Genomic DNA, 22173 nt, shown 5'->3' on the forward strand with positions numbered 1-22173 from the left:
GATGATACAGAGACAAGGAAAGTGCAGGGCAGCCGCGGTACCACGTCGAGTTTCCTGCGCCCTGACGCTGCTGGCTGGGGGGGTTCTGAGCGCCTGTACCAGCAACACGGCGCCGGTACTCAAAGAGGGCGAAAAGCCCGTTGACGTTGCCGCCGTGGTCAGGCAAAAAATGCCCGCCAGCGTGAAGGACAGGGACGAATGGGCGCAGGCGATTGCCAAAACCTTCGAAAGTCAGAAGCTGGCGCCGACGGAAGAGAACGTCTGTTCGGTGCTGGCGGTCGCGCAGCAGGAGTCCAACTATCAATCCGATCCGGTGGTGCCGGGGCTGAGCAAAATCGCCTGGCAAGAGATAGACCGCCGGGCCGAGAAGATGCATATCCCGGTTTTCCTTGTGCATACGGCGCTGAAAATTCCGTCACCCAACGGCAAAAGCTACAGCGAGCGGCTGGACAACGTGAAAACGGAAAAGCAGCTTAGCGCCGTGTTTGACGATTTTATCGGCATGGTGCCTATGGGGCAGAAGTTATTCGGTTCACTCAACCCGGTGCATACCGGTGGCCCGATGCAGGTGAGCATTGCTTTTGCCGAACAGCATACCGATGGCTATCCGTGGAAAATCAACGGCACCGTGCGCCAGGAGGTGTTCAGCCTGCGCGGCGGCCTGTGGTTTGGTACCTGGCACCTGCTCAACTATCCGGCAAACTACAGCGTGCCGCTGTACCGTTTTGCTGACTTTAACGCGGGCTGGTACGCCAGCCGCAATGCTGCGTTTCAGAATGCCGTCAGTAAAGCGAGCGGCGTGAAGCTGGCGCTGGACGGTGATTTAATTCGTTATGATAGCGATGATGCAGGGACGACGGAGCTGGCGGTACGCCGTTTAGCCGGGAAGCTGGCGATGAGCGATGATGACATCCACCGACAGTTGAAAAAAGGCGACAGCCTGGCGTTTGAAAAAACCGAACTGTACCAGCAGGTTTTCCGTCTGGCGGATAAGAAAGCAGGCAAAGCGCTGCCGCGAGAGATACTGCCGGGGATTCAGCTTGAGAGCCCTAAAATTACGCGCAATCTGACCACAGCCTGGTTTGCGAAACGCGTTGATGAGCGGCGGGCCAGCTGTATGGCGCGCCGCTAGCGATTATCGCTCCAGCGCAGGATAAGCCCCAGCGTTCCGATCAACAGGCCGCCGAACAGGAAGGGGATCAGACCAAACAGGGTCCCCACCGCCAGCCCAATCTTAATTCGCGGCGAGCTGTTGTCCTGGATTTGCATCAGGTGCTCGAAAACGCCGGGGGCATGTACCAGCATACTTAACATCTGCGCGCCGGCCCAGAAACAGAACAGCACAAACAGGGCATAGGCAATATTGCTGCGGGTGATGGCGCTTCTTTTTTTAGCGGCAATAAGTGATTTTGAAAAGGCGAACTCAGCCATCTTACCCTCCGAACTTGACTGACCTGCTGGTTTTGCATCGCGGCATAGCGATTATTCTGGCAGCGGGAAGGGTTTCTCAGTATCAGATTGCTGGTAATTTACGACCAGGAATATTCCTGTTTTCTGTCCGGCGCGGGGGCGGATCATTGTGCAGAACTTAGAGCGATATCCCAATGTGTGATAATTCTCCCCGGGGCTACAGACCGCGGATTCCGGCTGTGCGAAGATGCTTTTTTTGTTGTCGGAGGGGCTATGAAACTCACTGAAAAAATCCGCCGTGACTGGCATTACTACGCGTTTGCGCTGGGATTAATTTTTATTCTGAACGGCGTGGTGGGGCTGCTGGGCTTTGAAACGCAAGGCTGGCAATCCTATGCTGTCGGGCTGGTGACCTGGGTGATTAGCTTCTGGATTGCCGGAAAGATTATCCGCCGTCGTCAGACCGGGGTGGAGGAAGCCTAGGCCGCACGCGTTCTCCGTGGCGGGAAGATGGGCCGGGCTTGAGGCGCTGCGCCTCAGATAGCCCGGGTAAGGCGCCACGCGCCGTCACCCGGGGAAAGAGCATCAGTTCATGGATGTCTTCAGCGCGCGGTCTGCCGCATGGCGCTCCAGCGCCAGTTCAATCAGGCGGCTGATCAGGCTGGTGTAGTCCAGGCCGCTGGCCTGCCACAGCTTCGGATACATACTGATGTTGGTAAAGCCTGGCAGCGTATTGATTTCGTTAATGATAACCTCGTTGTCTTCCGTCAGGAAAACATCAACGCGCGCCATGCCGCTGCAGCCCAGCGTCTGGTAGGCCTGAATGGCAACATCGCGGATTTTATCGTTGATATCGCTGGCAATGGCCGCAGGAACCACCACTTTCGCCCCCTGATCGTCGATGTACTTGGTATCGTAGGCGTAGAATTCGCTGTTCAGGACGATTTCGCCGCAGGTACTGGCCTGAGGATGATCGTTCCCCAGCACCGCACACTCAATTTCCCGTCCTTTAATCCCTTGTTCCACCACCACTTTATGATCGAATTCAAAGGCCAGCGCGACCGCCTGCTGGTACTGCTCTTCGGTGTTGACTTTGCTGACGCCTACCGAAGACCCCTGGTTGGCCGGTTTGACAAACAGCGGCAGGCCGAGTTTGTCTTTCACCTGCGTAAAGCTGAACTGCTGGCGATTGGCGCGGGTCAGGGTGATGAACGGGGCAATCGCCAGTCCGGCATCACGCAGCAGGCGCTTGGTGACGTCTTTGTCCATGCAGGCGGCGGACCCGAGGACGTCGGAGCCGACGAAGGGCAGGTTAGCCATGCGCAGCATCCCCTGCAGCGAGCCGTCTTCCCCGAGGGTACCGTGGACAATCGGGAAAATCACATCGATGGCGGCCAGCGGTTGGCCGCTGTCGGCGTCGATCAGCTGCTGCGCGTCACGGCCGGGAATTTGCGCCAGCGTGACGTCGGAAGGACGCAGGGCAATACGGGCAGGATCCTGCGGGTTTAACAGATAGTTTCCGGCATCGTTGATATGCCAGAGTCCCTGTTTATCAATGCCGAGCAGAACGACATCAAAGCGTGTTTTATCAATTGCTTCAACGATATTTTTCGCCGATTGCAGCGACACTTCATGTTCTGCCGACTTACCGCCAAAAACGATCCCAACCCTCATCTTAGCCATTTCAACTTCCATCCTGATGACAACAAAGCACATAACATAGCATGTGCAATGCGCGCATGGCTGCCAGAATGTTGCTCCCGGAAAGCGGCAGGCTAAAAGCTGTTCGATTGCCATCCAGTGCACCCTGCAGGTCAGCAGAACGCGCTGAAGGGGCGGCGGTTGGTCCTGATAATCTTCGATAAAAAATTTAATCGAGCGATAAAACACTAAACTCGGGCTCAGCGCATCTCTGGTAATACGTCGATGAGTGGAAATTGCTAAGCTAGGTAATAATTCACAAAAAATTAATGAATACGTGTAGTTATGGAATCCTGGAAGGTCAATCTCATCTCCGTCTGGTTTGGTTGCTTTTTCACCGGCCTGGCGATCAGTCAAATTCTGCCTTTTTTGCCGCTTTATGTTTCCCAGCTCGGCGTGACGTCTCACGAGGCTTTATCGATGTGGTCGGGGCTGACGTTCAGCGTTACCTTCCTTGTGTCGGCTATTGTCTCCCCCATGTGGGGCAGTCTGGCCGATCGGAAAGGGCGCAAGCTGATGCTGCTGCGCGCCTCCCTGGGTATGGCGATTGCCATTCTGCTTCAGGCCTTCGCCACCAACGTCTGGCAGCTGTTTATCCTGCGTGCGGTGATGGGGTTGACCTCAGGCTATATTCCGAACGCGATGGCGCTGGTGGCCTCTCAGGTGCCACGGGAACGCAGCGGCTGGGCGCTCAGTACATTATCGACGGCGCAAATCAGCGGAGTTATCGGCGGGCCGCTGCTGGGCGGCTTTCTGGCCGACCATGTTGGGCTGCGGGCGGTCTTTTTTATCACCGCGATTCTGCTGACGGTCAGTTTTCTCGTCACGCTATTTCTGATTAAAGAGGGTGTCAGGCCGCAGACCAGCAAGGCCGATCGCTTAAGCGGCAGGGAAGTGCTGGCGTCGCTACCTTATCCGGGACTGGTGATTAGCCTGTTTTTCACAACCCTGGTCATTCAACTGTGCAATGGCTCTATTGGTCCGATACTGGCGTTGTTTATCAAGTCAATGGCGCCGGACAGCAACAATATCGCCTTTCTCGCCGGGATGATTGCCGCCGTGCCCGGGGTTTCCGCGCTGATCTCCGCGCCGCGTTTAGGCAAACTTGGCGATCGCATCGGAACCTCGCGCATCTTGCTGGCCACCTTGTGCTGCGCGGTGGTAATGTTTTTCGCCATGTCGTTCGTCACCACCCCGCTGCAGCTGGGCGTCTTGCGTTTCCTGCTGGGCTTTGCCGATGGCGCAATGCTGCCGGCGGTACAGACTCTGCTGCTCAAATACAGCAGCGATAAGGTGACCGGACGTATTTTCGGTTATAACCAGTCGTTTATGTACCTGGGAAATGTGGTCGGGCCGCTGATCGGCGCTTCGGTATCGGCAATGGCCGGTTTTCGCTGGGTCTTTATTGCCACCGCCGTTATCGTGCTGATTAACCTTTGGCAGCTGGCCGTGATGCTGCAACGCAGTCGCCGTACCGCCGCCTAGTGCCTGTCTCCCGGCATTTACGCCTGCGCGTAAATGCCGCGTTCAGATCTCTCCCTTCCGCCCATCGCCGGCAAATGTCGCACTGATCACAAATTGATCATTTCTCTTCTTTTCCCTCTTTAAAATACAACTGTTACGCGTATACAGTTACGCATAACATCACATGAAAAAGAGTTTTTATGAAAAATTTATTTGATTTATCCGGCAAGCGTGCGCTGATCACCGGCTCCGCCAGAGGTATTGGCTATCTGCTGGCGGAAGGCCTGGCGGAGTATGGGGCCGAGATTATTATCAACGACCGCACGCAGCAGAAAGCGGATGCCGCGGCACAGGCGCTGTGTGCGCAGGGCTATCGTGCGACGGGCGTGGCTTTTGATGTCACCCGCAGCGCCGAGGTTGAGCAGGCCGTTGCGCGGATTGAGGCGCAGATCGGGGCGATTGATATTTTGATTAACAACGCCGGGATCCAGCGTCGTTATCCCTTCACCGAATTTCCTGAGGATGAGTGGGACCAGGTTATTGAGGTTAACCAGAAAGGGGTTTTCCTTGTTTCTCAGCAGGTTGCTAAATATATGATGAGGCGCCGTTCCGGGAAAATAATTAATATTTGTTCAATGCAGAGTGAATTAGGTCGTAAGACTATTACACCGTATGCCGCATCAAAAGGGGCGGTCAAAATGCTGACGCGTGGAATGTGTGTCGAGCTGGCCGAATATAATATTCAGGTTAATGGTATTGCGCCGGGTTATTTTGCCACAGAAATGACCGCGGCATTAGTTAACGATCGGGATTTTTCTGCCTGGCTCTATCAAAGAACCCCCGCCGCGCGCTGGGGAAAACCGGAAGAATTAATTGGCGCCGCGGTCTATCTGGCCTCCCCGGCGGCTAATTTTGTGAATGGACATCTGTTGTTTGTTGATGGCGGGATGCTTGCCGCCGTGTGAGTCGTGCGTCGCCTTTTAGCGGCCGCACTCCGGCCGCCAGAAAGCTGATGAATATATAAAATAATGAACCCCGTTTGATTATGCACTTTATCTGAGGATGGCATATGCAAATGCTCGCGAAATTACCAGCGCGTCGCTGGTGGTATTTAATGCCGGTAATTTTTATTACCTATAGTCTGGCGTATCTCGATCGTGCGAATTATGGTTTCGCCGCCGCTGCCGGTATTGAAAGTGATTTAGGAATTACCAAAGGAACGGCATCGCTTATTGGTGCTCTCTTCTTCCTGGGCTATTTCTTTTTCCAGGTTCCCGGTGCCATGTACGCCGTAAAACGCAGCGTGCGAAAAATGATTTTCTTCAGCCTGGTATTATGGGGCTTTTGCGCGGCGGCCACCGGGTTTGTCAGCAATATTCCGATGTTAATGGTTATTCGCTTTACGCTCGGGATCGTCGAGGCGGCGGTGATGCCGGCGATGCTGATTTATATCAGCAACTGGTTTACCAAAACCGAGCGTTCACGCGCCAATACCTTCCTGATTCTTGGCAACCCGGTGACGGTATTGTGGATGTCGATTGTCTCCGGCTACCTGATTCAGTCCTGGGGCTGGCGGGAAATGTTTATTATCGAAGGCATTCCGGCGGTGCTATGGGCTATCTGCTGGTGGATTCTGGTGCGAGATAAACCGTCGGAGGTCTCCTGGCTGAATGCGCAGGAGAAACAGGTTCTGCAACAGGCGATGGATAGCGAACAGAGCCATATCAAACCGGTGCGCAACTATGGCGAGGCGCTGCGTTCACGCAACGTGATCATGCTGTGCGCTGTCCATGCGCTGTGGAGTATCGGGGTTTATGGTTTCATGATGTGGATGCCGTCGATTCTGAAAAATGCCGCGCAGATGGATATCGTCGCCGTCGGCTGGCTGGCGGCGGTTCCCTATCTGGCGGCGATTTGTCTGATGCTGACGGTCTCCTGGCTGTCGGATAAATTCCAGAATCGTAAACTGTTCATCTGGCCGCTGTTGCTGATTGCCGCCGTGGCGTTCTTCGGTTCCTGGATGATCGGCAATCAGTCTTTCTGGTTCTCCTACGGGCTGCTGGTTCTCGCCGCCGCCTGCATGTATGCGCCATATGGCCCCTTCTTCGCGCTGATCCCGGAGCTGCTGCCGCGCAACGTATCGGGGGTGTCGATGGGGTTAATTAATAGCTTCGGCGCGCTCGGTGCTTTCCTTGGCGCCTGGCTGGTGGGCTACCTCAATGGCATCATGGGCGGGCCTGGCGCGTCGTACACCTTTATGGCCATCGCGCTGCTGGCATCGGTGGTGCTGATGTACAACGTGCGGGCCAACGACGATCGAACTTCTGCGCTGATGACGACAAAAAAGCTTGCGGGTTAACAGAATCGAAGCTGCTGTGGTAAGGTTCTCTGCGAGCATATGAGTCGTTTGTCGCAGAGAACCCGATGAAAAACAACCGGATGACATTACAGGATATCGCGAACCTGGCCGGACTTAATAAAATGACGGTCAGCCGTTATTTACGAGACCCGGGCCAGGTATCGCAGCGTAGCCGTGAATTGATCGCTAAGGTCATGGAAGAGAACAACTATATTCCTAACCGGGCGCCGGAAATCCTGCTCAATGCTCGCAGTAAAACCATCGGCGTGCTGATTCCCTCCTTTCGCAACCAGATATTCGCCGATGTGCTCGCCGGCATTGAATCCGTCACTTCCGCCCACCAGTATCAGACCCTGATCGCCAATTACGGCTACGATCCGCAGCGTGAAGAGCGCGAAGTGCTCAATTTGCTCTCCTACAATATCGATGGGCTGATTCTCACCGGTAAGCAGCACACTGACCGCATGATCCAGTATGTCCGCGCCAGCGGTATCCCGGTAGCGGAGCTGATGGACATCGGCGGGCAGCCGCTCGATATCCAGGTGGGGTTTGATAACGAGAAAGCCGGCTGGGATATGGCTCATGCGTTTCTCGAAAGCGGCAAACGAAAAATCGCCTTTTTTGGTTCGATGGACGATCCCCGCGATCTGAGTCGTTTCCGTGGGACTGAACAGGCGGTGGCGGCCTGTGGCCTGAAGGCGTATCACATCACGCCGCGTACCATCTCCTCGGTAGCGCTGGGCCGTCAGATGTTCCTGCAAATGCAGCAATCGCACCCGGATATTGACGCGATTTTTTGTACCAATGACGATCTGGCGGTCGGCGTGCTGCTGGAGTGTCAGGCGCAGGGGATTGCGGTGCCGCAGGAGATAGCGATTGCTGGCTTCCACGGGCTGGAAATTGGTCGCGCGCGGCTGCAAAAAATCGCCAGCGTCATTACTCCTCGTTATGACATCGGTAAAACGGCGAGCGAAATCCTGATTGCCCGTCTGGCGGGGAAAGACGCGCCAGATAGCGTGAATTTGGCCTATCAGATATATTATGGCGATACGTTATAATTATTACCGGAATAGCAATATTCTTTTTTATTATTATCTATTGAATTTAGTTATGAAAAGTATTGTTCTCGCCTTGAGTTTATTCCTGGTGGCGATCGTCGAATGAGCAAAACGTTTCGCTTATTATATTGCGAGACAAACAATCATTTTTAAAAAATAATACTGGTATCCGAAGGCGAATGTATGACATAACTAGCAAATAATGGAACCCGCATAAGGATACAGTGCTGTGAAGAATCTCATTGCTGAACTACTGGTAAACCTGGCGCAAAAGGAGGAAGAAGCAAAGGAACTGACGGTGCAGGTTGAGGCGCTGGAAGTTGTCGTGACGGCGCTGCTTCGCCATATGGCACAGGATGCGCAGCAGGCATTAATTAACGATATTGAGCACGCTATTGAGCAGGCAAGCCCCGGTCCGCTGGTGGACGATCGCGATGCTCAGCTGTTGCAGCAATATATAAAAAAGCTGTTGCGGCATCCGCGTAGTTAGTTCTTTTGACAGGACATGGATGCTGTCATTTTACTGTCATCTCGCTTTTATAAAGTCTCCCTCGTTTTGTTTTTTAAGTATTTTTACATGGAGACGACAAAAGTGAAATTAAATGCCCTCGTTATTGCCCTGTTACCTCTGCTGGGCTCCCCGGTTATTCATGCAGAAACCACGGCTGCCCCGGTTCTGGAAAATCGTGCCGCTCAGGGCGATATCACGACGCCCGGCGGCGCGCGCCGTTTAAGCGGCGATCAAACTGCCGCGCTGCAGGCCTCGTTAATCAACAAACCCGCAAAAAATATTATTTTGCTGATTGGCGACGGGATGGGCGATTCTGAAATTACGGCGGCGCGCAATTATGCCGAAGGCGCCGGCGGTTTCTTTAAGGGCATTGATGCGCTGCCGCTGACCGGTCAGTACACGCATTATTCTCTGGATAAGAAAACCGGCAAACCGGATTACGTCACCGATTCCGCCGCGTCCGCTACCGCCTGGACAACCGGCGTAAAAAGCTACAACGGCGCGCTGGGGGTCGATATTCATGAAAAAGATCATCAGACTATCCTCGAGCTGGCGAAAGCCGCAGGGTTTGCCACTGGCAACGTCTCCACGGCAGAACTGCAGGATGCCACGCCAGCGGCGCTGGTTGCACACGTGACTTCGCGTAAATGCTACGGCCCGAGCGTCACCAGCGAAAAATGTCCCGGCAACGCGCTGGAAAAGGGCGGTAAAGGCTCAATTACCGAGCAGCTGCTGAATGCCCGCGCGGACGTGACCTTAGGCGGCGGGGCAAAAACATTCGCCGAAACCGCGACGGCCGGCGAATGGCAGGGCAAAACGCTGCATGAACAGGCCATTTCCCGCGGCTACCAGATTGTCACCGATGCCAGCTCGCTGGCCGCGGTCAGCGAAGCTAACCAGGGCAAACCGCTGCTGGGCCTTTTCGCCGACGGCAACATGCCGGTGCGCTGGGAAGGGCCGAAAGCCTCTTACCACGGGAATATTGATAAGCCGGCGATAACCTGCACTCCGAACAGCAAACGTGACGCTTCCGTTCCGACGCTGGCGCAGATGACCGAGAAAGCGATCGGTCTTCTGAGCAGCAACGAGAAAGGATTCTTCCTGCAGGTTGAGGGCGCCTCTATCGATAAACAGGATCATGCGGCGAACCCGTGCGGTCAGATTGGCGAAACCGTCGACCTTGATGAAGCGGTACAAAAAGCGCTGGAGTTTGCCAAAAAAGAGGGTAACACGCTGGTCGTTGTTACCGCTGACCACGCGCACTCCAGCCAGATTATTCCGGCCGATTCCAAAGCTCCGGGCCTGACTCAGGCGCTGACGACCAAAGACGGCTCGGTGATGGTCATGAGCTACGGCAACTCGGAAGAGGAGTCGATGGAACATACCGGCACGCAGCTGCGCATTGCCGCCTACGGTCCGCATGCCGCAAACGTGGTGGGGTTAACCGATCAGACCGATCTGTTCTACACCATGAAAGCCGCGCTGGGTCTGAAATAAGCCGCTGCCGATGGCGAATTGTGGTCATCGGCTGGTTTTTTTCCCATCAGCGACCAGACTTACAGAGATTGACTGACAAAAGGATGGTGTGATGAAAATAACATTGTTGGTAACCCTGCTTTTTGGTCTTATCTTTGTGACGGCGGTGAATGCCGCGGAAAAAACGCCCACGCCCCAGCAGCAAAAAATGACGACCTGCAACAAAGAGGCCTCGTCGAAAACGCTGAAAGGGGACGAGCGTAAAGCGTTTATGAGTCAGTGCCTCAAGAAAGATGCGCCGGCGCCGGAAAGTAAGGGGCTGACGCCTCAGCAGCAAAAAATGCGCGAGTGCAACGCTCAGGCGACTCAGCAGTCTCTGAAAGGGGACGATCGTAATAAGTTTATGAGCGCCTGCCTGAAGAAACAGGGATAAGCGTGCCTCTGTCGAAGCAGACGGCGTAAAAACGGGTGAGGAGACTCCTCACCCGATATCAACATGAGGCGGGGATCAGGAGCGGCTGAGCTTCTCTGATTTTTCCATGCATTTGACCATGGCCTCGATGACCGCAGAGCGGAACCCTTTCTCTTCCAGTACCCGCACGGCTTCGATGGTGGTGCCGCCTGGCGAGCAGACCATATCTTTCAGCGTCCCCGGATGTTCCCCGCTTTCCAGCACCATCTTTGCCGACCCCATCACCGCCTGAGCGGCAAATTTGTAGGCCTGAGCGCGTGGCATACCGCCGAGAACGGCAGCGTCCGCCATCGCTTCAATAAACATGAAGACGTAGGCCGGCGCGGAACCGCTCACGCCCACCACCGGGTGGATCATCGGCTCAGCGATAATTTCAGCCTGGCCGAAGCAGCGGAAAATCGTCAGCGTTTCGGCGACCTCTTCGCTGGTCACCAGCGCGTTAGGCGTCACTGAGGTCATCCCGGCGTTAACCAGCGACGGGGTGTTCGGCATCGCGCGGACGATCTTGCGATCGTGGCCCAGCGCCCGTGCCAGCTGATCGAGGGTGACGCCAGCGGCAATTGAGATAACCAGCGAGTCTTTATTCAGACTGGAGGCGACTTCGCTGAGCACTTTAATCATGATCCCCGGCTTGACCGCGCCGAAAATGATATCGGCGACCTGAGCGACTTCCTGTGCGCTCTGCGCGGCATTGATGCCGTACTGGTCGTGCAGGGCCGCCACTTTGTCCGGCGACGGGGTATAGACCCAAATTTGCCCAGGCTGCACCTGTCCGCTGGCGATCAGACCGCCCAGAATGGCCTTACCCATATTCCCGCAGCCGATAAAGCCAATTTTCTTCTCCATCACCGTTCCCCTTTGCTTATTTTGTCGTGAGTTCTCTAGCTTATCACTCCAGCGCTTCCCCGGGGGACAAAAGCAGGTGACAATGATGGCTCCCTTTTTCGTCGACAGGAGCCGGAATGGCTATTTGGGTTGATGCGGACGCGTGTCCGAACGTCATTAAAGAGATTTTATTCCGCGCCGCCGAGCGTACGCAGACCTCGCTGACGCTGGTTGCCAACCAGCCGCTGCGGGTGCCGCCATCGCGGGTGATCCGCACGCTGCGCGTGCCGCAGGGGTTTGATGTGGCCGATAACGAAATCGTCCGCCTCTGTGAACCGGGCGACCTGGTGATTACCGCCGATATTCCGCTGGCGGCGGAAGTTCTGGCCAAGGGCGCTGCAGCCTTAAATCCGCGCGGCGAGCGCTACAGCGATGCGACCATTCGCGAACGTCTGACGATGCGGGATTTTATGGAAACGATGCGGGCCAGCGGCGTACAAACCGGCGGCCCGGATAGTTTGTCGCAGCGCGATCGGCAACAATTCGCCGCCGCGCTGGAGAAGTGGCTGTCAGAGACAAAACGCCCGCAGGGTTAAACCCAGCTGTCGTCATCGCCGCCGAAATCGTCGTCGTTACCCATACCCGCGTCGAAGTCAGAGTTCCAGGTGTTGTTATCCGCGAGGAACTGATTATCGTCCTGACGGAACGGATCGTCCGCGGCGGACAGTTCCTGCGTCTGGTTAAGGTCAGGCTGCGGTTTTTCTTCAATAATATTGACGATTTCCTGCGGATGCGAGCCGCTGAACATATTGGTCAGCATGTTGCCCAGCACCACGCCGCCTGCCACACCTGCCGCCGTTTGTAGCGCGCCGGCCATAAAGCCGCCGCCGTTGCGCGCCGCCTGCGGCGCATAGTTTTGCTGCGGCATTTGCGGCGCATACTGCGGTTGCGCGCTGGCCTGAGGGCGGCCATATTGTTCGGCCTCGGGAATGGGGTCGGAGCCGCGGCTCTGACCGCCGCCAAACAAGCCGGAGAGGAACCCGCCGCTGCTCGGTTTTGCCGCCTGTAGTTGCGTCACCTGGCTTTCCAGCGCCTGGATACGATCGTTGAGCTGCTTGATGGCGGCTTCCTGGATCAGTATCGTTTGCGCCATGTAATAGGGCGCGGCGGGCTGCTCTTTCATGTGTTGCGCAATCCGCTCCTCGGCGCTGGCATCGCGCGAAGCGCTCTGCGTCCCGGCCTCTTTCAGGCGGGAAAACAGTCCATCAATAAGGCGTTGTTCTTCAGATTGCATGGTACTTTCCTCTGTCATACTGGTCGTTTAGCGTCAGAGTGCGACTGAACGCGCCATGTTGTAAATATGTTGATGCGTAAAGCTATGCATAAATGTGTTACCGTTTACGCCAGCCAGCGGCTGAAAAATAACCTTTTTGAATAAGTAAATCTGGAATAACACTTAATGCAATGATAGGTTTACGCGATAAATCCTTTTGCCATCTGTGGTGAACAGGTTTTGTTAGAGCGATGTAACGTTTGTTTTACGATTATTGCCGGCGATTTTGCCGGTGCCATTGCTTACTCTTCGTATTCATTTTCCCGCGATATGCGGAACCAGGGGGTCTTCGGTAATGACATTGCCAATCTTTCTCATCGGGCCGCGCGGCTGCGGTAAAACGACAATCGGCCATGCGCTGGCGCGGGCGCGTCATTACCAGTTCACCGATACCGATCATGCGCTGCAGGAGCGCGAGCAGCGTACGGTCGCGACTATTGTTGAGCAGGAGGGCTGGGCGCGTTTTCGTGAGCTGGAGTCAGAGGCGCTGAAAGCGGCCACGCGGCCGGAAACGGTGGTAGCGACCGGCGGCGGCATTATTCTGGCTGAAGTTAACCGCCAGTTCATGCGCGAAAACGGCGTGGTGATTTACCTGCAGGTGCCGGTTTCGGCGCTGATCGCCCGCCTTGAAGCGTATCCGAAAACCGAGCAGCGGCCGACGCTGACCGGCAAACCGGTACGCGATGAAGTCGGCGAAGTGCTGGCGCAGCGGGAAGCGCTGTATCGCGCAACCGCGCATCATATTATCGATGCCACCGCGACGCCGGATGACGTCGTCGGACAAATTCTGGCGACGTTGCAGAATGTCTCTGCGCCGCAAGAGGCTCAATGCGCCGAGACCGCAAGGGAGTAGGGGGGGCCGGCCGCGCGGCGAGTTAAGACTTTACTGACGGTAAACGACGCAGGGGCCCCTATACTTAATAGCTCTGATCGCCGAAGAAGGAAGAGCTATGCCAACCCAACCTCCATATCCGAGAGAAGCGCGTATCGTTGCCGTTGCGAAAGGTCCCGCAGGTCAGGGGGAGACCTGGTATCAGCTGCGTGCCGATTTCCCGACGCCCGATTCACTGATCAGTGAACACCCCACCGAGCAGGAAGCGCTGGACGCGAAACAGCGCTACGAAGACCCGGATAAATCATAATCTCGCCCGCCCGGAATTCTCTTTACGCAGAGTAATACCGGGCCTCCATCACATTTTTAATTCATCAGCCCTGCTGATGATTCCCTAAGGTACGGATTTTTCAGGCACGCGCCTGAGGTCACATCAATCTTTACATTCAACGGCGGCGGTAAGCTGCTACGCTTCTGGACGGTTGATTTTTAGTCAACAGGGGGGCGAAGTGGTGTGCAGTAAGCCTGTGCTGAAGCAGTGGTAGTGAAAAGGTACGTGATATGAGTACAACGATGGCAATTTTAACCGTTGGCGTGGTACCGGTGGCTGAAGTTTTGCCGCTTTTAACCGAACATATCAGGGAAGAGCAGATCACTCATATTAGCCTGTTAGGCAAAATGACGCGTGAAGACGTTATGGAAGATTATGCTGTTGATTCCGGCGATGAATGCCTGCTGACGTTATTGAATGACAACCAGCCAGCCGAGGTTTCGCGCCAGAAGGTCGAGCGTGATTTAAAGCATATTATCGCGATGCTCGACAGGCAAGAATATGATGTCATTCTGTTTTTGAGTTCCGAAATGCTCAGCGGCCTCACGGCGCGCAATGCCATTTTACTGGAGCCGCAGCGGATTATTCCGCCGCTGGTGGCGTCGATTGTTGACGGTCATCAGGTCGGGGTTATCGTTCCCGTTGAGGAGGTGCTGCCCATGCAGCGGCAAAAGTGGCTTTCGTTAGATAACGCGCCTTACTATGCGTTAGCCAACCCGATAAGCGGCAGCGATAGTGATTTATTGAGCGCCGGACGGGCGCTGCTGGAGCAGGGCGCCGATGTGCTGGTGCTGGACTGCCTGGGTTACCACCAGCATCATCGCGACGTATTGCAAAAAGCGCTGGATGTGCCGGTTCTGCTGTCAAATGTGCTGGTTTCCCGGTTGGCTGCAGAACTATTAGTTTAACATGGTCCGATAGATTAATTTTGCGTGACAGGGGCAAGGAGCGCCCCCTATATTGAGGCTTCAACAAAAGATCATAAGGGCTTGTTTATGCTTCAAAGCAATGAATACTTCGACGGAAAAGTGAAATCGATTGGCTTCACCAGCAGCAGCACCGGTCGCGCGAGCGTCGGGGTGATGGCAGAAGGGGAATATACCTTTGGTACCGCGCAGCCGGAAGAGATGACGGTGGTGAGCGGTGCGCTGAATGTGCTGCTGCCGGGGGAAACCGAGTGGAAAGTGTATGCCGCCGGTGAAGTGTTCAATGTCCCAGGCAACAGCGAGTTTCATCTGCAGGTGGCTGAGCCAACCTCTTATCTGTGCCGCTATCTGTGATTCATCGCCTTCCTGCTGCGGCAGGAAGGCATGTTGCCCGCTTTGTCGGGCGCACCCGGCGCTGATTAGCGCTGTGCTTCTCCGCCCAGAGCTTCCACCAGATTCTGAATCAATGCCGCCAGTTCGCCGGTCATCAGAATAAAGTCGGCGTCAAAACGCTGAGCGAAATCTTCGCGGTCAATATCTTCATTCTGGTCACGCAGTTCGTCGCAGAACTTCAGACGCTTGATTGAACCATCATCGCACATCAGGAACTGAATACGCTGCTGCCAGTCGAGCGCCAGTTTGGTCACGACTTTCCCGGCTTCAATATGCACGGCGATTTCATCGCTGACCAGATCCTGTTTCTTCGCCCGAATGACGCCGCCGTCTTCAAGCATGGCTTTCAGTTCGGCTTCATCCAGCAGCTGGAAACCTTGAGCAACGGTCCCGGAGCGGACCCATTCGGTCAACGTCAGCTCGATCGGGTTTTCCAGCGCCAGCGGAACGACCGGCAGAGAACCTAAGGTTTTACGCAGCAGCGCCAGCGTATCTTCCGCTTTCTTGGCGCTGGCGCAGTCGACCATGATCAGCCCGTTGACGGTGTCGATCCACATCATTGTCTGGCTGAAACGGCTGAAGGCGCGCGGCAGCAGCGAGTGCAGCACTTCGTCTTTCAGCGAATCTTTCTCGGTTTTTTTCAGCTTACGGCCCTGATCGGCTTCTAGCTTGAGGATCTTCGCCTCCAGCGCCTGTTTGATCACCGGTGATGGCAGGATCTTCTCTTCTTTGCGTGCGCAGATCACGATCTGGCCATTTGCGGTATGCGTCAGCGCATCGCTGTGCGAACCCATCGGCGATACCCAGCCGGTCTTCGCCATATCCTGGCTACCACAAGGGGTAAATGTCAGCCCGGCCAGCTGTTTTTCCATCTCCTCGGCACGCAATGAAATCTCGCGGCTGAGACGGTAAACCATTAAATTTTTGAACCACAGCATGATAATTTCCACGGCGTTGTCGTTAAATCCAGCGGGCATGATAGCGAATTGTCGCTATGCTTGCATTGTTAATCGGGGAGAGGAGCTTACAGTGCGTATTGGTATTGATCTGGGCGGCACAAAAACAGAAGTCATTGCTCTGAGTGACCAGGGAGAGCAGTTATTTCGCCACCGTTTGCCGACTCCACGAGAGGATTACCGGCAAACGATAGAGAATATCGCGACGCTGGTCGGGATGGCGGAGCAGGCCACCGGGCAGCGCGGCAGCGTTGGCGTCGGGATCCCGGGGTCGATTTCACCCTATACCGGGGTAGTGAAAAATGCCAATTCTACCTGGCTCAACGGTCAGCCGTTTGATAACGATCTGAGCCAGCGCTTAAATCGCGAAGTACGCCTGGCGAATGATGCCAACTGCCTGGCGGTTTCCGAAGCGGTAGACGGCGCCGCCGCCGGGGCGCAGACCGTGTTTGCGGTGATTATCGGCACCGGATGCGGCGCGGGAGTGGCGATAAATGGCCGTTCCCACATTGGCGGCAACGGTACCGCCGGGGAGTGGGGGCATAACCCGCTACCGTGGATGGATGAGGATGAACTGCGCTATCGCGCCGAAGTGCCGTGCTATTGCGGTAAGCAGGGATGTATCGAAACCTTTATCTCAGGTACCGGTTTTGCCACGGATTACCAGCGACTGAGCGGCCAGTCGCTAACGGGCAATGCGATTATGCAGCGGGTTGGCGAGCAGGATCCGTTGGCCGAACAGGCGCTGAAGCGTTACGAGATGCGTCTGGCGAAGTCGCTGGCCCACGTGGTCAATATCCTCGATCCGGATGTGATAGTCCTCGGCGGCGGCATGAGCAACGTTGAACGCCTCTACCAGACGGTGCCTGAGCTGGTGAAACCATGGGTATTCGGCGGGGAGTGCGAGACGCCGATTCGAAAAGCCGTACACGGCGACTCCAGCGGCGTGCGCGGCGCGGCCTGGCTGTGGCCGCTGTAAAGCAGCGTGACCCCGTTGCCCTGCTCAGCAGGTGCAACGGGGGGAATTACAGAACGGGGATCTCGTCGAGGCGATAATAAATCGGTAGCCCCCTTTTTTCCCCTTCCTCGACATCAAGATCGGCACCCCGGGACTCCCCCGGTATACGCAAAATCGCGTCGCAGCGGCTAATCAAACGATGCGCGACGGGATATAAAAACTCTTCGCTGATCGGATCGCCTGTTTCTTTTGAACCTGCGGCTTTGGCAATAGGTAAAGCGAGCCACTCGCCAATAACAGGAATATGCCCTTTACGATAAATACTCAGCGCAACCTGTGCCATGGCGTCCAGGTTGGCAGCAATCAGTTCCGGGTGATTATTGGTACCGCTGCGGACGGGGCCCGCAACCAGAATAAGACAACTTTTCATCTCTAAGACCTTCTTAATATATGAGCGGGAAGACGGGAAACCCGATGGATATCCGGAAAGGCGCTTTTACCTGGCGCGTACCTGTCGGGTATGTTGACCTGCGTGTTTGTGCACGAATGACGGTGTTAATCGATTTTTCCGTTTTTTGGTGCCTGAAACGTCATGTCTATGCCTGTTTATTCTCATTAAGGAAAGAGAAATGAAATTAACATGCATATTCGTGCATGATCAAGATAATTCGTGAAGTGGCGGCAGGAATAATGCGCCGGGGGAAATACGACCTTTCCCCTAAGGGAAAGGTCTTCAGCGGAGGAATCGCCGGGGGTTACTCGACGGAAAACATTTTATCCAGCCGGCTGTAGCCAAGGCCGTTGATTTTCTTAACTTTGATCTGCACCGGAATTCGCTCTTTCATTGCTTCAACGTGGCTTATCACGCCGATCACCTTACCGCTGGCATTCAGGGCGTCGAGCGCATCCAGCGCAGTATCGAGCGTTTCGCTATCGAGCGTGCCGAACCCTTCATCAAGAAACAGCGAATCGATGCGCGTTTTGTGGCTCACCAGATCGGACAGCGCCAGCGCCAGCGCCAGGCTGACAAGGAAGCTTTCACCGCCGGAGAGGGTTCGGGTATCGCGTACCGCATCCGCCTGCCAGGTATCAACCACTTCCAGCTCCAGTGCTTCGCTGGCCTTGCGCTGAAGCTGGTAGCGCCCGTGCAGGCGATTGAGCTGATGGTTCGCCAGCCAGACCAGGTTATCCAGCGTTAGCCCCTGGGCGAATTTACGGAACTTATCGCCCTCTTTAGAACCGATCAGCGCATTAAGCCATGCCCAGTCCTCGAGCTGCTGCCCGGCCAGCGCGATCTCCTGATGCAATGTCTGCTGGCGTTGCTGGTTCCCGGCGTTCTGTTTCAGCTGTTGGCGGATCTCTCCCTGGCGGGCGCTGTTTTCCCGCAGCTGCGGCGCCAGCTGGAGCAGACGGGCCTGGACCTGCTCCAGCGGTTGGGTGAGGTCGACGTCTGCCGGCGGTTGCTGCTGATGCCGGGCAAGCGCATCGCGGGCGCGCAGCGCCAGGGCGTTATTTTGCTGTACCGCATTTTCCAGCGTCTGTTTAAGCCGCTCCAGCCGCTGGCGCGTCTCTTCGTCGAGCATGGCAGCGAGAAAGGCCTGCTGGTCGGCAAACGGGCTGCTGGAGAGTGCGGCAGCGAACCGGGTTTGCGTCTCCCGCAGCGCTTCCTGCTGCTGGCTCTCCTGCTGGCTCAGCGTCCGCCACTGGCTTTGCAATGCCAGACAGTCGTCGTGCACCTGACGCCAGCCCGTCAGCGGCGCCGGATCGGCTATCTCGTCCGTTGGCGGAAGGGACTCCGGCTCTGTCTGCGGAAGCGTATCCAGCAGCGGCGTCAGCTGTTGAAGCTGCTCCTGAAGCGCAACAAATTGATTCTGTTTTTCCTGCCACAGGCGGCTCTCTGCTTCCCGCTGCGCCAGCCACTCCGCCGTCCGATCGGCCTGCGGAACGCTGAGCGCGAAGGGCGAGAGTTCCGCCTCCAGCTGCGCGCGCCGTTGTTCCTGCTCATGCTGGAGCTGCCTGAGCTGTTGCTCGCCCGCCTGCTGCTGGGCCTGCCAGGCCAGTCGCTGCTGGTGCTGATACAGCTGCTGTTCGCTCTCCTGCTGGGCCGCCAGCCAGCCGGGAATATCATCCTGCGGCTGCAGTTCGCAATGGAGTCCGCTGACGGTTGTCTGCCATTGCGAGGTGAGCGCTTGCTCCTGCTGGAGGAGTGAGTCCAGCTCTTCTTTCTCTTTAACCTGTTGTTTAAGCAGTGCCTCAAGCTGACCGCGTAGCTGGGCGCCTTCTTCCGTCAGCTGTTTGACTTCACGCTCCAGACTATCCCGGCGGGCCTGATTCACGCCGGGTTCCAGCGCCCGGTATTGCGCGACCGCCGGGTGTTCGCTGGAACCGCACAGTGGACAAGGGCTCCCGGGCTGCAGGCGAGCGCGCTCTTCCTCCAGCCCGACAATGCGCGCTTCCAGCTCACAAATAGCCTTCACATCGCTGAATTGCTGATGTTTTTCTTTGTATGCCAGCCGGCGCTGGGCCAGGGTTGTTTCCAGCTTTTCCTGCTCCTCGCGGCGGGCCTGCTCCGCGGTTTGCAACTGCTGCTGACGCTGACGAAGCGGCAACAGGCGACTGTGCAGCGTCGAAAGCTGCTGGCGCAGCGGGCGAGCGGCGGCGTGCTGCGCCAGGCTGGCGGTAACCTGGTCGGCATCCAGCGTCAGCGCCGCAGGCGGCAGCTCCGAAAGCTTGCGAGTGGTTTCCGCCAGGCTCTGCTGCACGGCGTTCTGCTGTTGGGCATCGCGCGCCTGCTGCTGGAAGACGGCCCGCCAGCCCGCCAGCGAGTTTCCCCACTGGCGATAGCTATCGTGTTCTTTAAGCCACAGGTTGAGGGCGTGATGGGTATCCTGTAAGCGCGTCATCTGCCGGCTGGCGGCAAGGCGAATCCCGGCGCGCAGCCGCAGCCTGTCCTGTAAGCGAGTATTCACTTCCTCCACCTGGCGGTGGGTTTGCGCCAGCTCGGCGCTTTGCTCCTGCTGCCGGGTCCACAGCGGACGCAGCTGCTCTGCCGGCTGCGCGTTGAGCAGCGCCGCGAGCTGCGGCTGGGCCTGATCCAGCGCCTGCTGCGCCTCCTGTAGCCGGATCTGCGACTGCGAGGCTTCCGCGCTGAGCTCCTGCTGGCGCAGCAGCCACTGCTGCGTCGCCTGCAGGCGGGTTTGCTCAGCGAGCTGTAGACGCTCTTCATCAGTAAGTGCTTGCAAACTTTGCTGTAACGCCTGCTGTTGCTCATCGCTCAGCAGCAGAACGCCGGACGCCTGGGCCTGAAGTTTCTCCAGTTCATTGCGGGCAAGTTTATGCTTTTCAAACACCTGTGCTGAAATTTGACCGTAGATTTCGGTGCCGGTCAGCTCTTCCAGCAGCTCAGCGCGTTCTTTCGGTTTGGCATTGAGGAACGCGGCGAACTGGCCTTGCGAAAGCAGCATTGAGCGGGTAAAGCGACCGTAATCCAGTCCGGTGAGCGAAGCGGTAAGTTCGAGCTTATCTTTGACTTTATCGGCGAGGATCTGCCCATCGTCGCAGCGCGCCAGCTCAACGCGCGGGGCCTGCAGGTTGCCCTCCGGCTGATTGCGGGCGCGGTTCTGGCTCCAGAAGGCGCGATAGGCGGTCCCTTTGACCTCAAATTCCACTTCCGCCAGACATTCGGCGGTATCGCGGGTCATCAGATCGTTTTGCGATTGCGAGACGCTGCTCAGACGCGGCGTTTCGTGATACAGCGCGAGGCAGATAGCGTCCAGCAGAGTGGTTTTCCCGGCGCCGGTGGGGCCGGTGATGGCAAACAGCCCGTTGCTGGCGAACGGTTCTGCGGTGAAGTCGATTTTCCATTCGCCTTTTAACGAGTTGATATTTTTCAGGCGCAAACTCAGAATTTTCACAGGTGCTCCTCACCATTCAGACTATGCAGCGTTTCGTTGAACAGCTGCGTCAGGCGCAGCTGCTGCGCCTCTTCCAGCGTTTCCTGCGCCAGGCGGCGTTCAAACACCTCCTCGACCTGCAGTTCGCTCAGCGTCTCCCGCCGCTCGCCCGCCAGGATGCGTTCACGTTGGGCGCGGCTGCGGCGAACCAGCAGCACTTCCACCGGCAGATCTTCGGTCTGAGCCTGAATTTTGCGCTGAATATCATGGAGATATTCGTCACTGGTAATTTCAATATCCAGCCAGACGACCGGCTCCTGAGGGGCGTCCCGCCACTGGGTGAGCTGTTCGCTGATGCTGGAGAAATCGCCTTTCAGCACCGCCAGCGGCTGCGTCACCGGCACCGTCAGAGGAAGCACCTCCGTCAGTTGCCCGTCGGTGAAGGTCACCAGATTGACGCTTTTGCTTTTTCCTGTCTCATCAAAGCTGAGGGCGATGGGGGAGCCGCTGTAGCGAATATGTTCGCTGCCGCCAATCTTTTGCGCCCGGTGAATATGGCCGAGGGCAATATAATCAACGGGGGGAAAATGGCTGGCGGGAAATGCCTCCAGCGTGCCGATGTAGATATCGCGCACCGCATCGCTTTTGCTGGCGCCGACGGTGGTCAGGTGGCCGCTGGCGACGATCGGCAGCGGACGATCGCCGCGCAGGGCGCAGGCCGCTTCGTACTGCTGCTGATAATAGTCGCTGATGGCGTTCAACAGCAGCTGCTGTTTTTCGCCGCTGGAGTGTCCGGCCTGGCTGGTGACCAGCTCGCGCGGGCGCAGGAAGGGGACCGGGCAAAATATGGCGCCGGGGGTGCCGTCGCGCTGCGGCAGAATAAAGGGGGCATGGCCGGCGCTGGCCACCACCGTGGTTTTCAGAAAGGCCAGAATATCGCGGGATTCATTCAGCGTCGCCACCGAATCGTGGTTGCCCGCCAGTACCACCAGCTGGCAGCCGGTCTGCTGAAGCTGAACCACAAAGCGGTTATACAGCTCGCGAGCGTAGCTTGGCGGCGAGCCGGTATCAAAGATGTCGCCGGCGACAATAATGGCATCGACCTCGTGCGCCTGCGCGCTGGTCAGCAGCCAGTCGAGAAAGGCCGAGTGTTCGGCGGCGCGGCTCTTGCTGTAAAAGTTCTGGCCAAGGTGCCAGTCAGAGGTGTGGATGATGCGCATAAGTATTCCCTGGCGAAAAAGCATGGGCGCATTATATACCTGTCATCCGGCAGGT

23 protein-coding genes are annotated in these 22173 nt (G+C 56.6%); 15 read left to right on the forward strand and 8 right to left on the reverse strand.

Annotated elements, in window-relative coordinates; all coding sequences use genetic code 11:
- Window position 1 precedes the first annotated feature (1 nt).
- Window positions 2-1132, forward strand: coding sequence for a DUF1615 domain-containing protein (locus BV390_RS04690; protein ID WP_032689299.1), 1131 nt, complete (start codon window positions 2-4; stop codon window positions 1130-1132).
- Here BV390_RS04690 and BV390_RS04695 read toward each other — a convergent pair.
- A complete protein-coding gene (locus BV390_RS04695) occupies window positions 1129-1431 on the reverse strand; it encodes a DUF2755 family protein (protein ID WP_032696570.1) in 303 nt (100 codons plus the stop codon). The two genes, BV390_RS04690 and BV390_RS04695, sit on opposite strands and share 4 nt — an antisense overlap.
- A gap of 252 nt (window positions 1432-1683) precedes the next feature.
- Between BV390_RS04695 and BV390_RS04700 the strand changes: the two genes are divergently transcribed.
- Window positions 1684-1893, forward strand: a complete 210-nt coding sequence (locus tag BV390_RS04700) for a DUF2754 family protein (RefSeq protein ID WP_004858472.1) — start codon at window positions 1684-1686, stop codon at window positions 1891-1893.
- Between the two features lie 102 nt (window positions 1894-1995).
- Here the strand turns inward: BV390_RS04700 and ddlA are convergent, their stop codons facing one another.
- Window positions 1996-3093, reverse strand: a complete 1098-nt coding sequence (ddlA, locus tag BV390_RS04705; protein ID WP_032689298.1) for a D-alanine--D-alanine ligase — start codon at window positions 3091-3093, stop codon at window positions 1996-1998.
- A gap of 303 nt (window positions 3094-3396) precedes the next feature.
- Here ddlA and BV390_RS04710 point away from each other — a divergent pair, with 303 nt between their 5' ends.
- The 7 genes from BV390_RS04710 (at window position 3397) to psiF (ending at window position 10412) form a co-directional block, all read left to right on the forward strand.
- Window positions 3397-4596, forward strand: a complete 1200-nt coding sequence (locus BV390_RS04710; RefSeq protein ID WP_004858477.1) for a multidrug efflux MFS transporter — start codon at window positions 3397-3399, stop codon at window positions 4594-4596.
- Between the two features lie 179 nt (window positions 4597-4775).
- The gene (idnO, locus tag BV390_RS04715) at window positions 4776-5540 is read left to right on the forward strand and encodes a gluconate 5-dehydrogenase (protein ID WP_047664174.1); all 765 of its coding nucleotides are present in this window, start codon (window positions 4776-4778) and stop codon (window positions 5538-5540) included.
- Window positions 5541-5644: 104 nt separating this feature from the next.
- Window positions 5645-6934 (forward strand): MFS transporter, encoded by a 1290-nt coding sequence (locus tag BV390_RS04720; RefSeq protein ID WP_032689295.1) that lies wholly within the window; start codon window positions 5645-5647, stop codon window positions 6932-6934.
- A 65-nt stretch (window positions 6935-6999) separates the two neighbouring features.
- Window positions 7000-7992, forward strand: a complete 993-nt coding sequence (gene idnR, locus BV390_RS04725) for a DNA-binding transcriptional regulator IdnR (RefSeq protein WP_032689294.1) — start codon at window positions 7000-7002, stop codon at window positions 7990-7992.
- A gap of 229 nt (window positions 7993-8221) precedes the next feature.
- Entirely contained in the window at window positions 8222-8482 is a 261-nt protein-coding gene (gene iraP, locus BV390_RS04730) for an anti-adapter protein IraP (protein WP_004858488.1), read from the forward strand.
- Between the two features lie 87 nt (window positions 8483-8569).
- Entirely contained in the window at window positions 8570-10000 is a 1431-nt protein-coding gene (gene phoA / locus BV390_RS04735; RefSeq protein WP_049264684.1) for an alkaline phosphatase, read from the forward strand.
- A gap of 91 nt (window positions 10001-10091) precedes the next feature.
- Complete coding sequence (gene psiF / locus BV390_RS04740) at window positions 10092-10412, forward strand: phosphate starvation-inducible protein PsiF (RefSeq protein ID WP_032689293.1); 321 nt, start codon at window positions 10092-10094, stop codon at window positions 10410-10412.
- Between the two features lie 75 nt (window positions 10413-10487).
- Here the strand turns inward: psiF and proC are convergent, their stop codons facing one another.
- Window positions 10488-11297, reverse strand: a complete 810-nt coding sequence (gene proC / locus BV390_RS04745) for a pyrroline-5-carboxylate reductase (protein ID WP_032689292.1) — start codon at window positions 11295-11297, stop codon at window positions 10488-10490.
- 116 nt (window positions 11298-11413) lie between these two features.
- Here proC and BV390_RS04750 point away from each other — a divergent pair, with 116 nt between their 5' ends.
- Window positions 11414-11872 carry a YaiI/YqxD family protein gene (locus BV390_RS04750; RefSeq protein WP_032689291.1) on the forward strand — a complete coding sequence of 153 codons (459 nt, stop codon included), beginning with the start codon at window positions 11414-11416 and terminating at the stop codon, window positions 11870-11872.
- Here the strand turns inward: BV390_RS04750 and BV390_RS04755 are convergent.
- Window positions 11869-12570 carry a DUF2076 domain-containing protein gene (locus BV390_RS04755; RefSeq protein WP_085396651.1) on the reverse strand — a complete coding sequence of 234 codons (702 nt, stop codon included), beginning with the start codon at window positions 12568-12570 and terminating at the stop codon, window positions 11869-11871. The genes BV390_RS04750 and BV390_RS04755 overlap by 4 nt on opposite strands.
- Before the next feature lie 334 nt (window positions 12571-12904).
- Here BV390_RS04755 and aroL point away from each other — a divergent pair, with 334 nt between their 5' ends.
- The 4 genes from aroL (at window position 12905) to ppnP (ending at window position 15052) form a co-directional block, all read left to right on the forward strand.
- Window positions 12905-13462 (forward strand): shikimate kinase AroL, encoded by a 558-nt coding sequence (gene aroL, locus BV390_RS04760; RefSeq protein WP_032689289.1) that lies wholly within the window; start codon window positions 12905-12907, stop codon window positions 13460-13462.
- 97 nt (window positions 13463-13559) lie between these two features.
- Complete coding sequence (locus BV390_RS04765) at window positions 13560-13751, forward strand: YaiA family protein (protein WP_004858514.1); 192 nt, start codon at window positions 13560-13562, stop codon at window positions 13749-13751.
- A gap of 251 nt (window positions 13752-14002) precedes the next feature.
- Window positions 14003-14680 carry an AroM family protein gene (locus BV390_RS04770; RefSeq protein ID WP_099001304.1) on the forward strand — a complete coding sequence of 226 codons (678 nt, stop codon included), beginning with the start codon at window positions 14003-14005 and terminating at the stop codon, window positions 14678-14680.
- 87 nt (window positions 14681-14767) lie between these two features.
- The gene (ppnP, locus tag BV390_RS04775; protein WP_002890284.1) at window positions 14768-15052 is read left to right on the forward strand and encodes a pyrimidine/purine nucleoside phosphorylase; all 285 of its coding nucleotides are present in this window, start codon (window positions 14768-14770) and stop codon (window positions 15050-15052) included.
- Between the two features lie 65 nt (window positions 15053-15117).
- Here ppnP and rdgC read toward each other — a convergent pair whose 3' ends face one another.
- Entirely contained in the window at window positions 15118-16029 is a 912-nt protein-coding gene (gene rdgC, locus BV390_RS04780) for a recombination-associated protein RdgC (protein WP_032689287.1), read from the reverse strand.
- Window positions 16030-16120: 91 nt separating this feature from the next.
- Between rdgC and mak the strand changes: the two genes are divergently transcribed.
- A complete protein-coding gene (mak, locus tag BV390_RS04785; RefSeq protein ID WP_032689286.1) occupies window positions 16121-17026 on the forward strand; it encodes a fructokinase in 906 nt (301 codons plus the stop codon).
- Window positions 17027-17072: 46 nt separating this feature from the next.
- On the opposite strand, the gene BV390_RS04790 is transcribed toward mak, so the two are convergent.
- The 3 genes from BV390_RS04790 to sbcD form a co-directional block, all read right to left on the reverse strand.
- Window positions 17073-17435: an NUDIX hydrolase gene (locus tag BV390_RS04790; RefSeq protein ID WP_032696565.1), complete on the reverse strand. Its 363-nt coding sequence runs from the start codon at window positions 17433-17435 to the stop codon at window positions 17073-17075.
- Window positions 17436-17760: 325 nt separating this feature from the next.
- The gene (gene sbcC / locus BV390_RS04795) at window positions 17761-20919 is read right to left on the reverse strand and encodes an exonuclease subunit SbcC (RefSeq protein ID WP_064793177.1); all 3159 of its coding nucleotides are present in this window, start codon (window positions 20917-20919) and stop codon (window positions 17761-17763) included.
- The gene (gene sbcD / locus BV390_RS04800; protein ID WP_047664180.1) at window positions 20916-22118 is read right to left on the reverse strand and encodes an exonuclease subunit SbcD; all 1203 of its coding nucleotides are present in this window, start codon (window positions 22116-22118) and stop codon (window positions 20916-20918) included. The genes sbcC and sbcD overlap by 4 nt, the downstream gene beginning before the upstream one ends.
- Window positions 22119-22173: the final 55 nt, after the last annotated feature.

The sequence above is a fragment of the Klebsiella sp. YJ genome (assembly GCF_002108615.1).
In the GTDB taxonomy this organism is placed as follows: Bacteria; Pseudomonadota; Gammaproteobacteria; order Enterobacterales; family Enterobacteriaceae; genus Klebsiella; species Klebsiella planticola.

What these genes read in the sequence shown, in the direction of transcription:
- idnR (WP_032689294.1), top strand. Translation starts at nt 7,000, where the DNA reads ATGAAAAACAACCGGATGACATTACAGGATATCGCGAACCTGGCCGGA.
- rdgC (WP_032689287.1), bottom strand. Translation starts at nt 16,029, where the DNA reads ATGCTGTGGTTCAAAAATTTAATGGTTTACCGTCTCAGCCGCGAGATT.
- BV390_RS04720 (WP_032689295.1), top strand. Translation starts at nt 5,645, where the DNA reads ATGCAAATGCTCGCGAAATTACCAGCGCGTCGCTGGTGGTATTTAATG.
- proC (WP_032689292.1), bottom strand. Translation starts at nt 11,297, where the DNA reads ATGGAGAAGAAAATTGGCTTTATCGGCTGCGGGAATATGGGTAAGGCC.
- BV390_RS04700 (WP_004858472.1), top strand. Translation starts at nt 1,684, where the DNA reads ATGAAACTCACTGAAAAAATCCGCCGTGACTGGCATTACTACGCGTTT.
- BV390_RS04695 (WP_032696570.1), bottom strand. Translation starts at nt 1,431, where the DNA reads ATGGCTGAGTTCGCCTTTTCAAAATCACTTATTGCCGCTAAAAAAAGA.
- BV390_RS04690 (WP_032689299.1), top strand. Translation starts at nt 2, where the DNA reads ATGATACAGAGACAAGGAAAGTGCAGGGCAGCCGCGGTACCACGTCGA.
- BV390_RS04765 (WP_004858514.1), top strand. Translation starts at nt 13,560, where the DNA reads ATGCCAACCCAACCTCCATATCCGAGAGAAGCGCGTATCGTTGCCGTT.
- BV390_RS04750 (WP_032689291.1), top strand. Translation starts at nt 11,414, where the DNA reads ATGGCTATTTGGGTTGATGCGGACGCGTGTCCGAACGTCATTAAAGAG.
- sbcD (WP_047664180.1), bottom strand. Translation starts at nt 22,118, where the DNA reads ATGCGCATCATCCACACCTCTGACTGGCACCTTGGCCAGAACTTTTAC.
- aroL (WP_032689289.1), top strand. Translation starts at nt 12,905, where the DNA reads ATGACATTGCCAATCTTTCTCATCGGGCCGCGCGGCTGCGGTAAAACG.
- psiF (WP_032689293.1), top strand. Translation starts at nt 10,092, where the DNA reads ATGAAAATAACATTGTTGGTAACCCTGCTTTTTGGTCTTATCTTTGTG.
- BV390_RS04770 (WP_099001304.1), top strand. Translation starts at nt 14,003, where the DNA reads ATGAGTACAACGATGGCAATTTTAACCGTTGGCGTGGTACCGGTGGCT.
- BV390_RS04790 (WP_032696565.1), bottom strand. Translation starts at nt 17,435, where the DNA reads ATGAAAAGTTGTCTTATTCTGGTTGCGGGCCCCGTCCGCAGCGGTACC.
- BV390_RS04755 (WP_085396651.1), bottom strand. Translation starts at nt 12,570, where the DNA reads ATGCAATCTGAAGAACAACGCCTTATTGATGGACTGTTTTCCCGCCTG.
- phoA (WP_049264684.1), top strand. Translation starts at nt 8,570, where the DNA reads ATGGAGACGACAAAAGTGAAATTAAATGCCCTCGTTATTGCCCTGTTA.
- idnO (WP_047664174.1), top strand. Translation starts at nt 4,776, where the DNA reads ATGAAAAATTTATTTGATTTATCCGGCAAGCGTGCGCTGATCACCGGC.
- ddlA (WP_032689298.1), bottom strand. Translation starts at nt 3,093, where the DNA reads ATGGCTAAGATGAGGGTTGGGATCGTTTTTGGCGGTAAGTCGGCAGAA.
- ppnP (WP_002890284.1), top strand. Translation starts at nt 14,768, where the DNA reads ATGCTTCAAAGCAATGAATACTTCGACGGAAAAGTGAAATCGATTGGC.
- BV390_RS04710 (WP_004858477.1), top strand. Translation starts at nt 3,397, where the DNA reads ATGGAATCCTGGAAGGTCAATCTCATCTCCGTCTGGTTTGGTTGCTTT.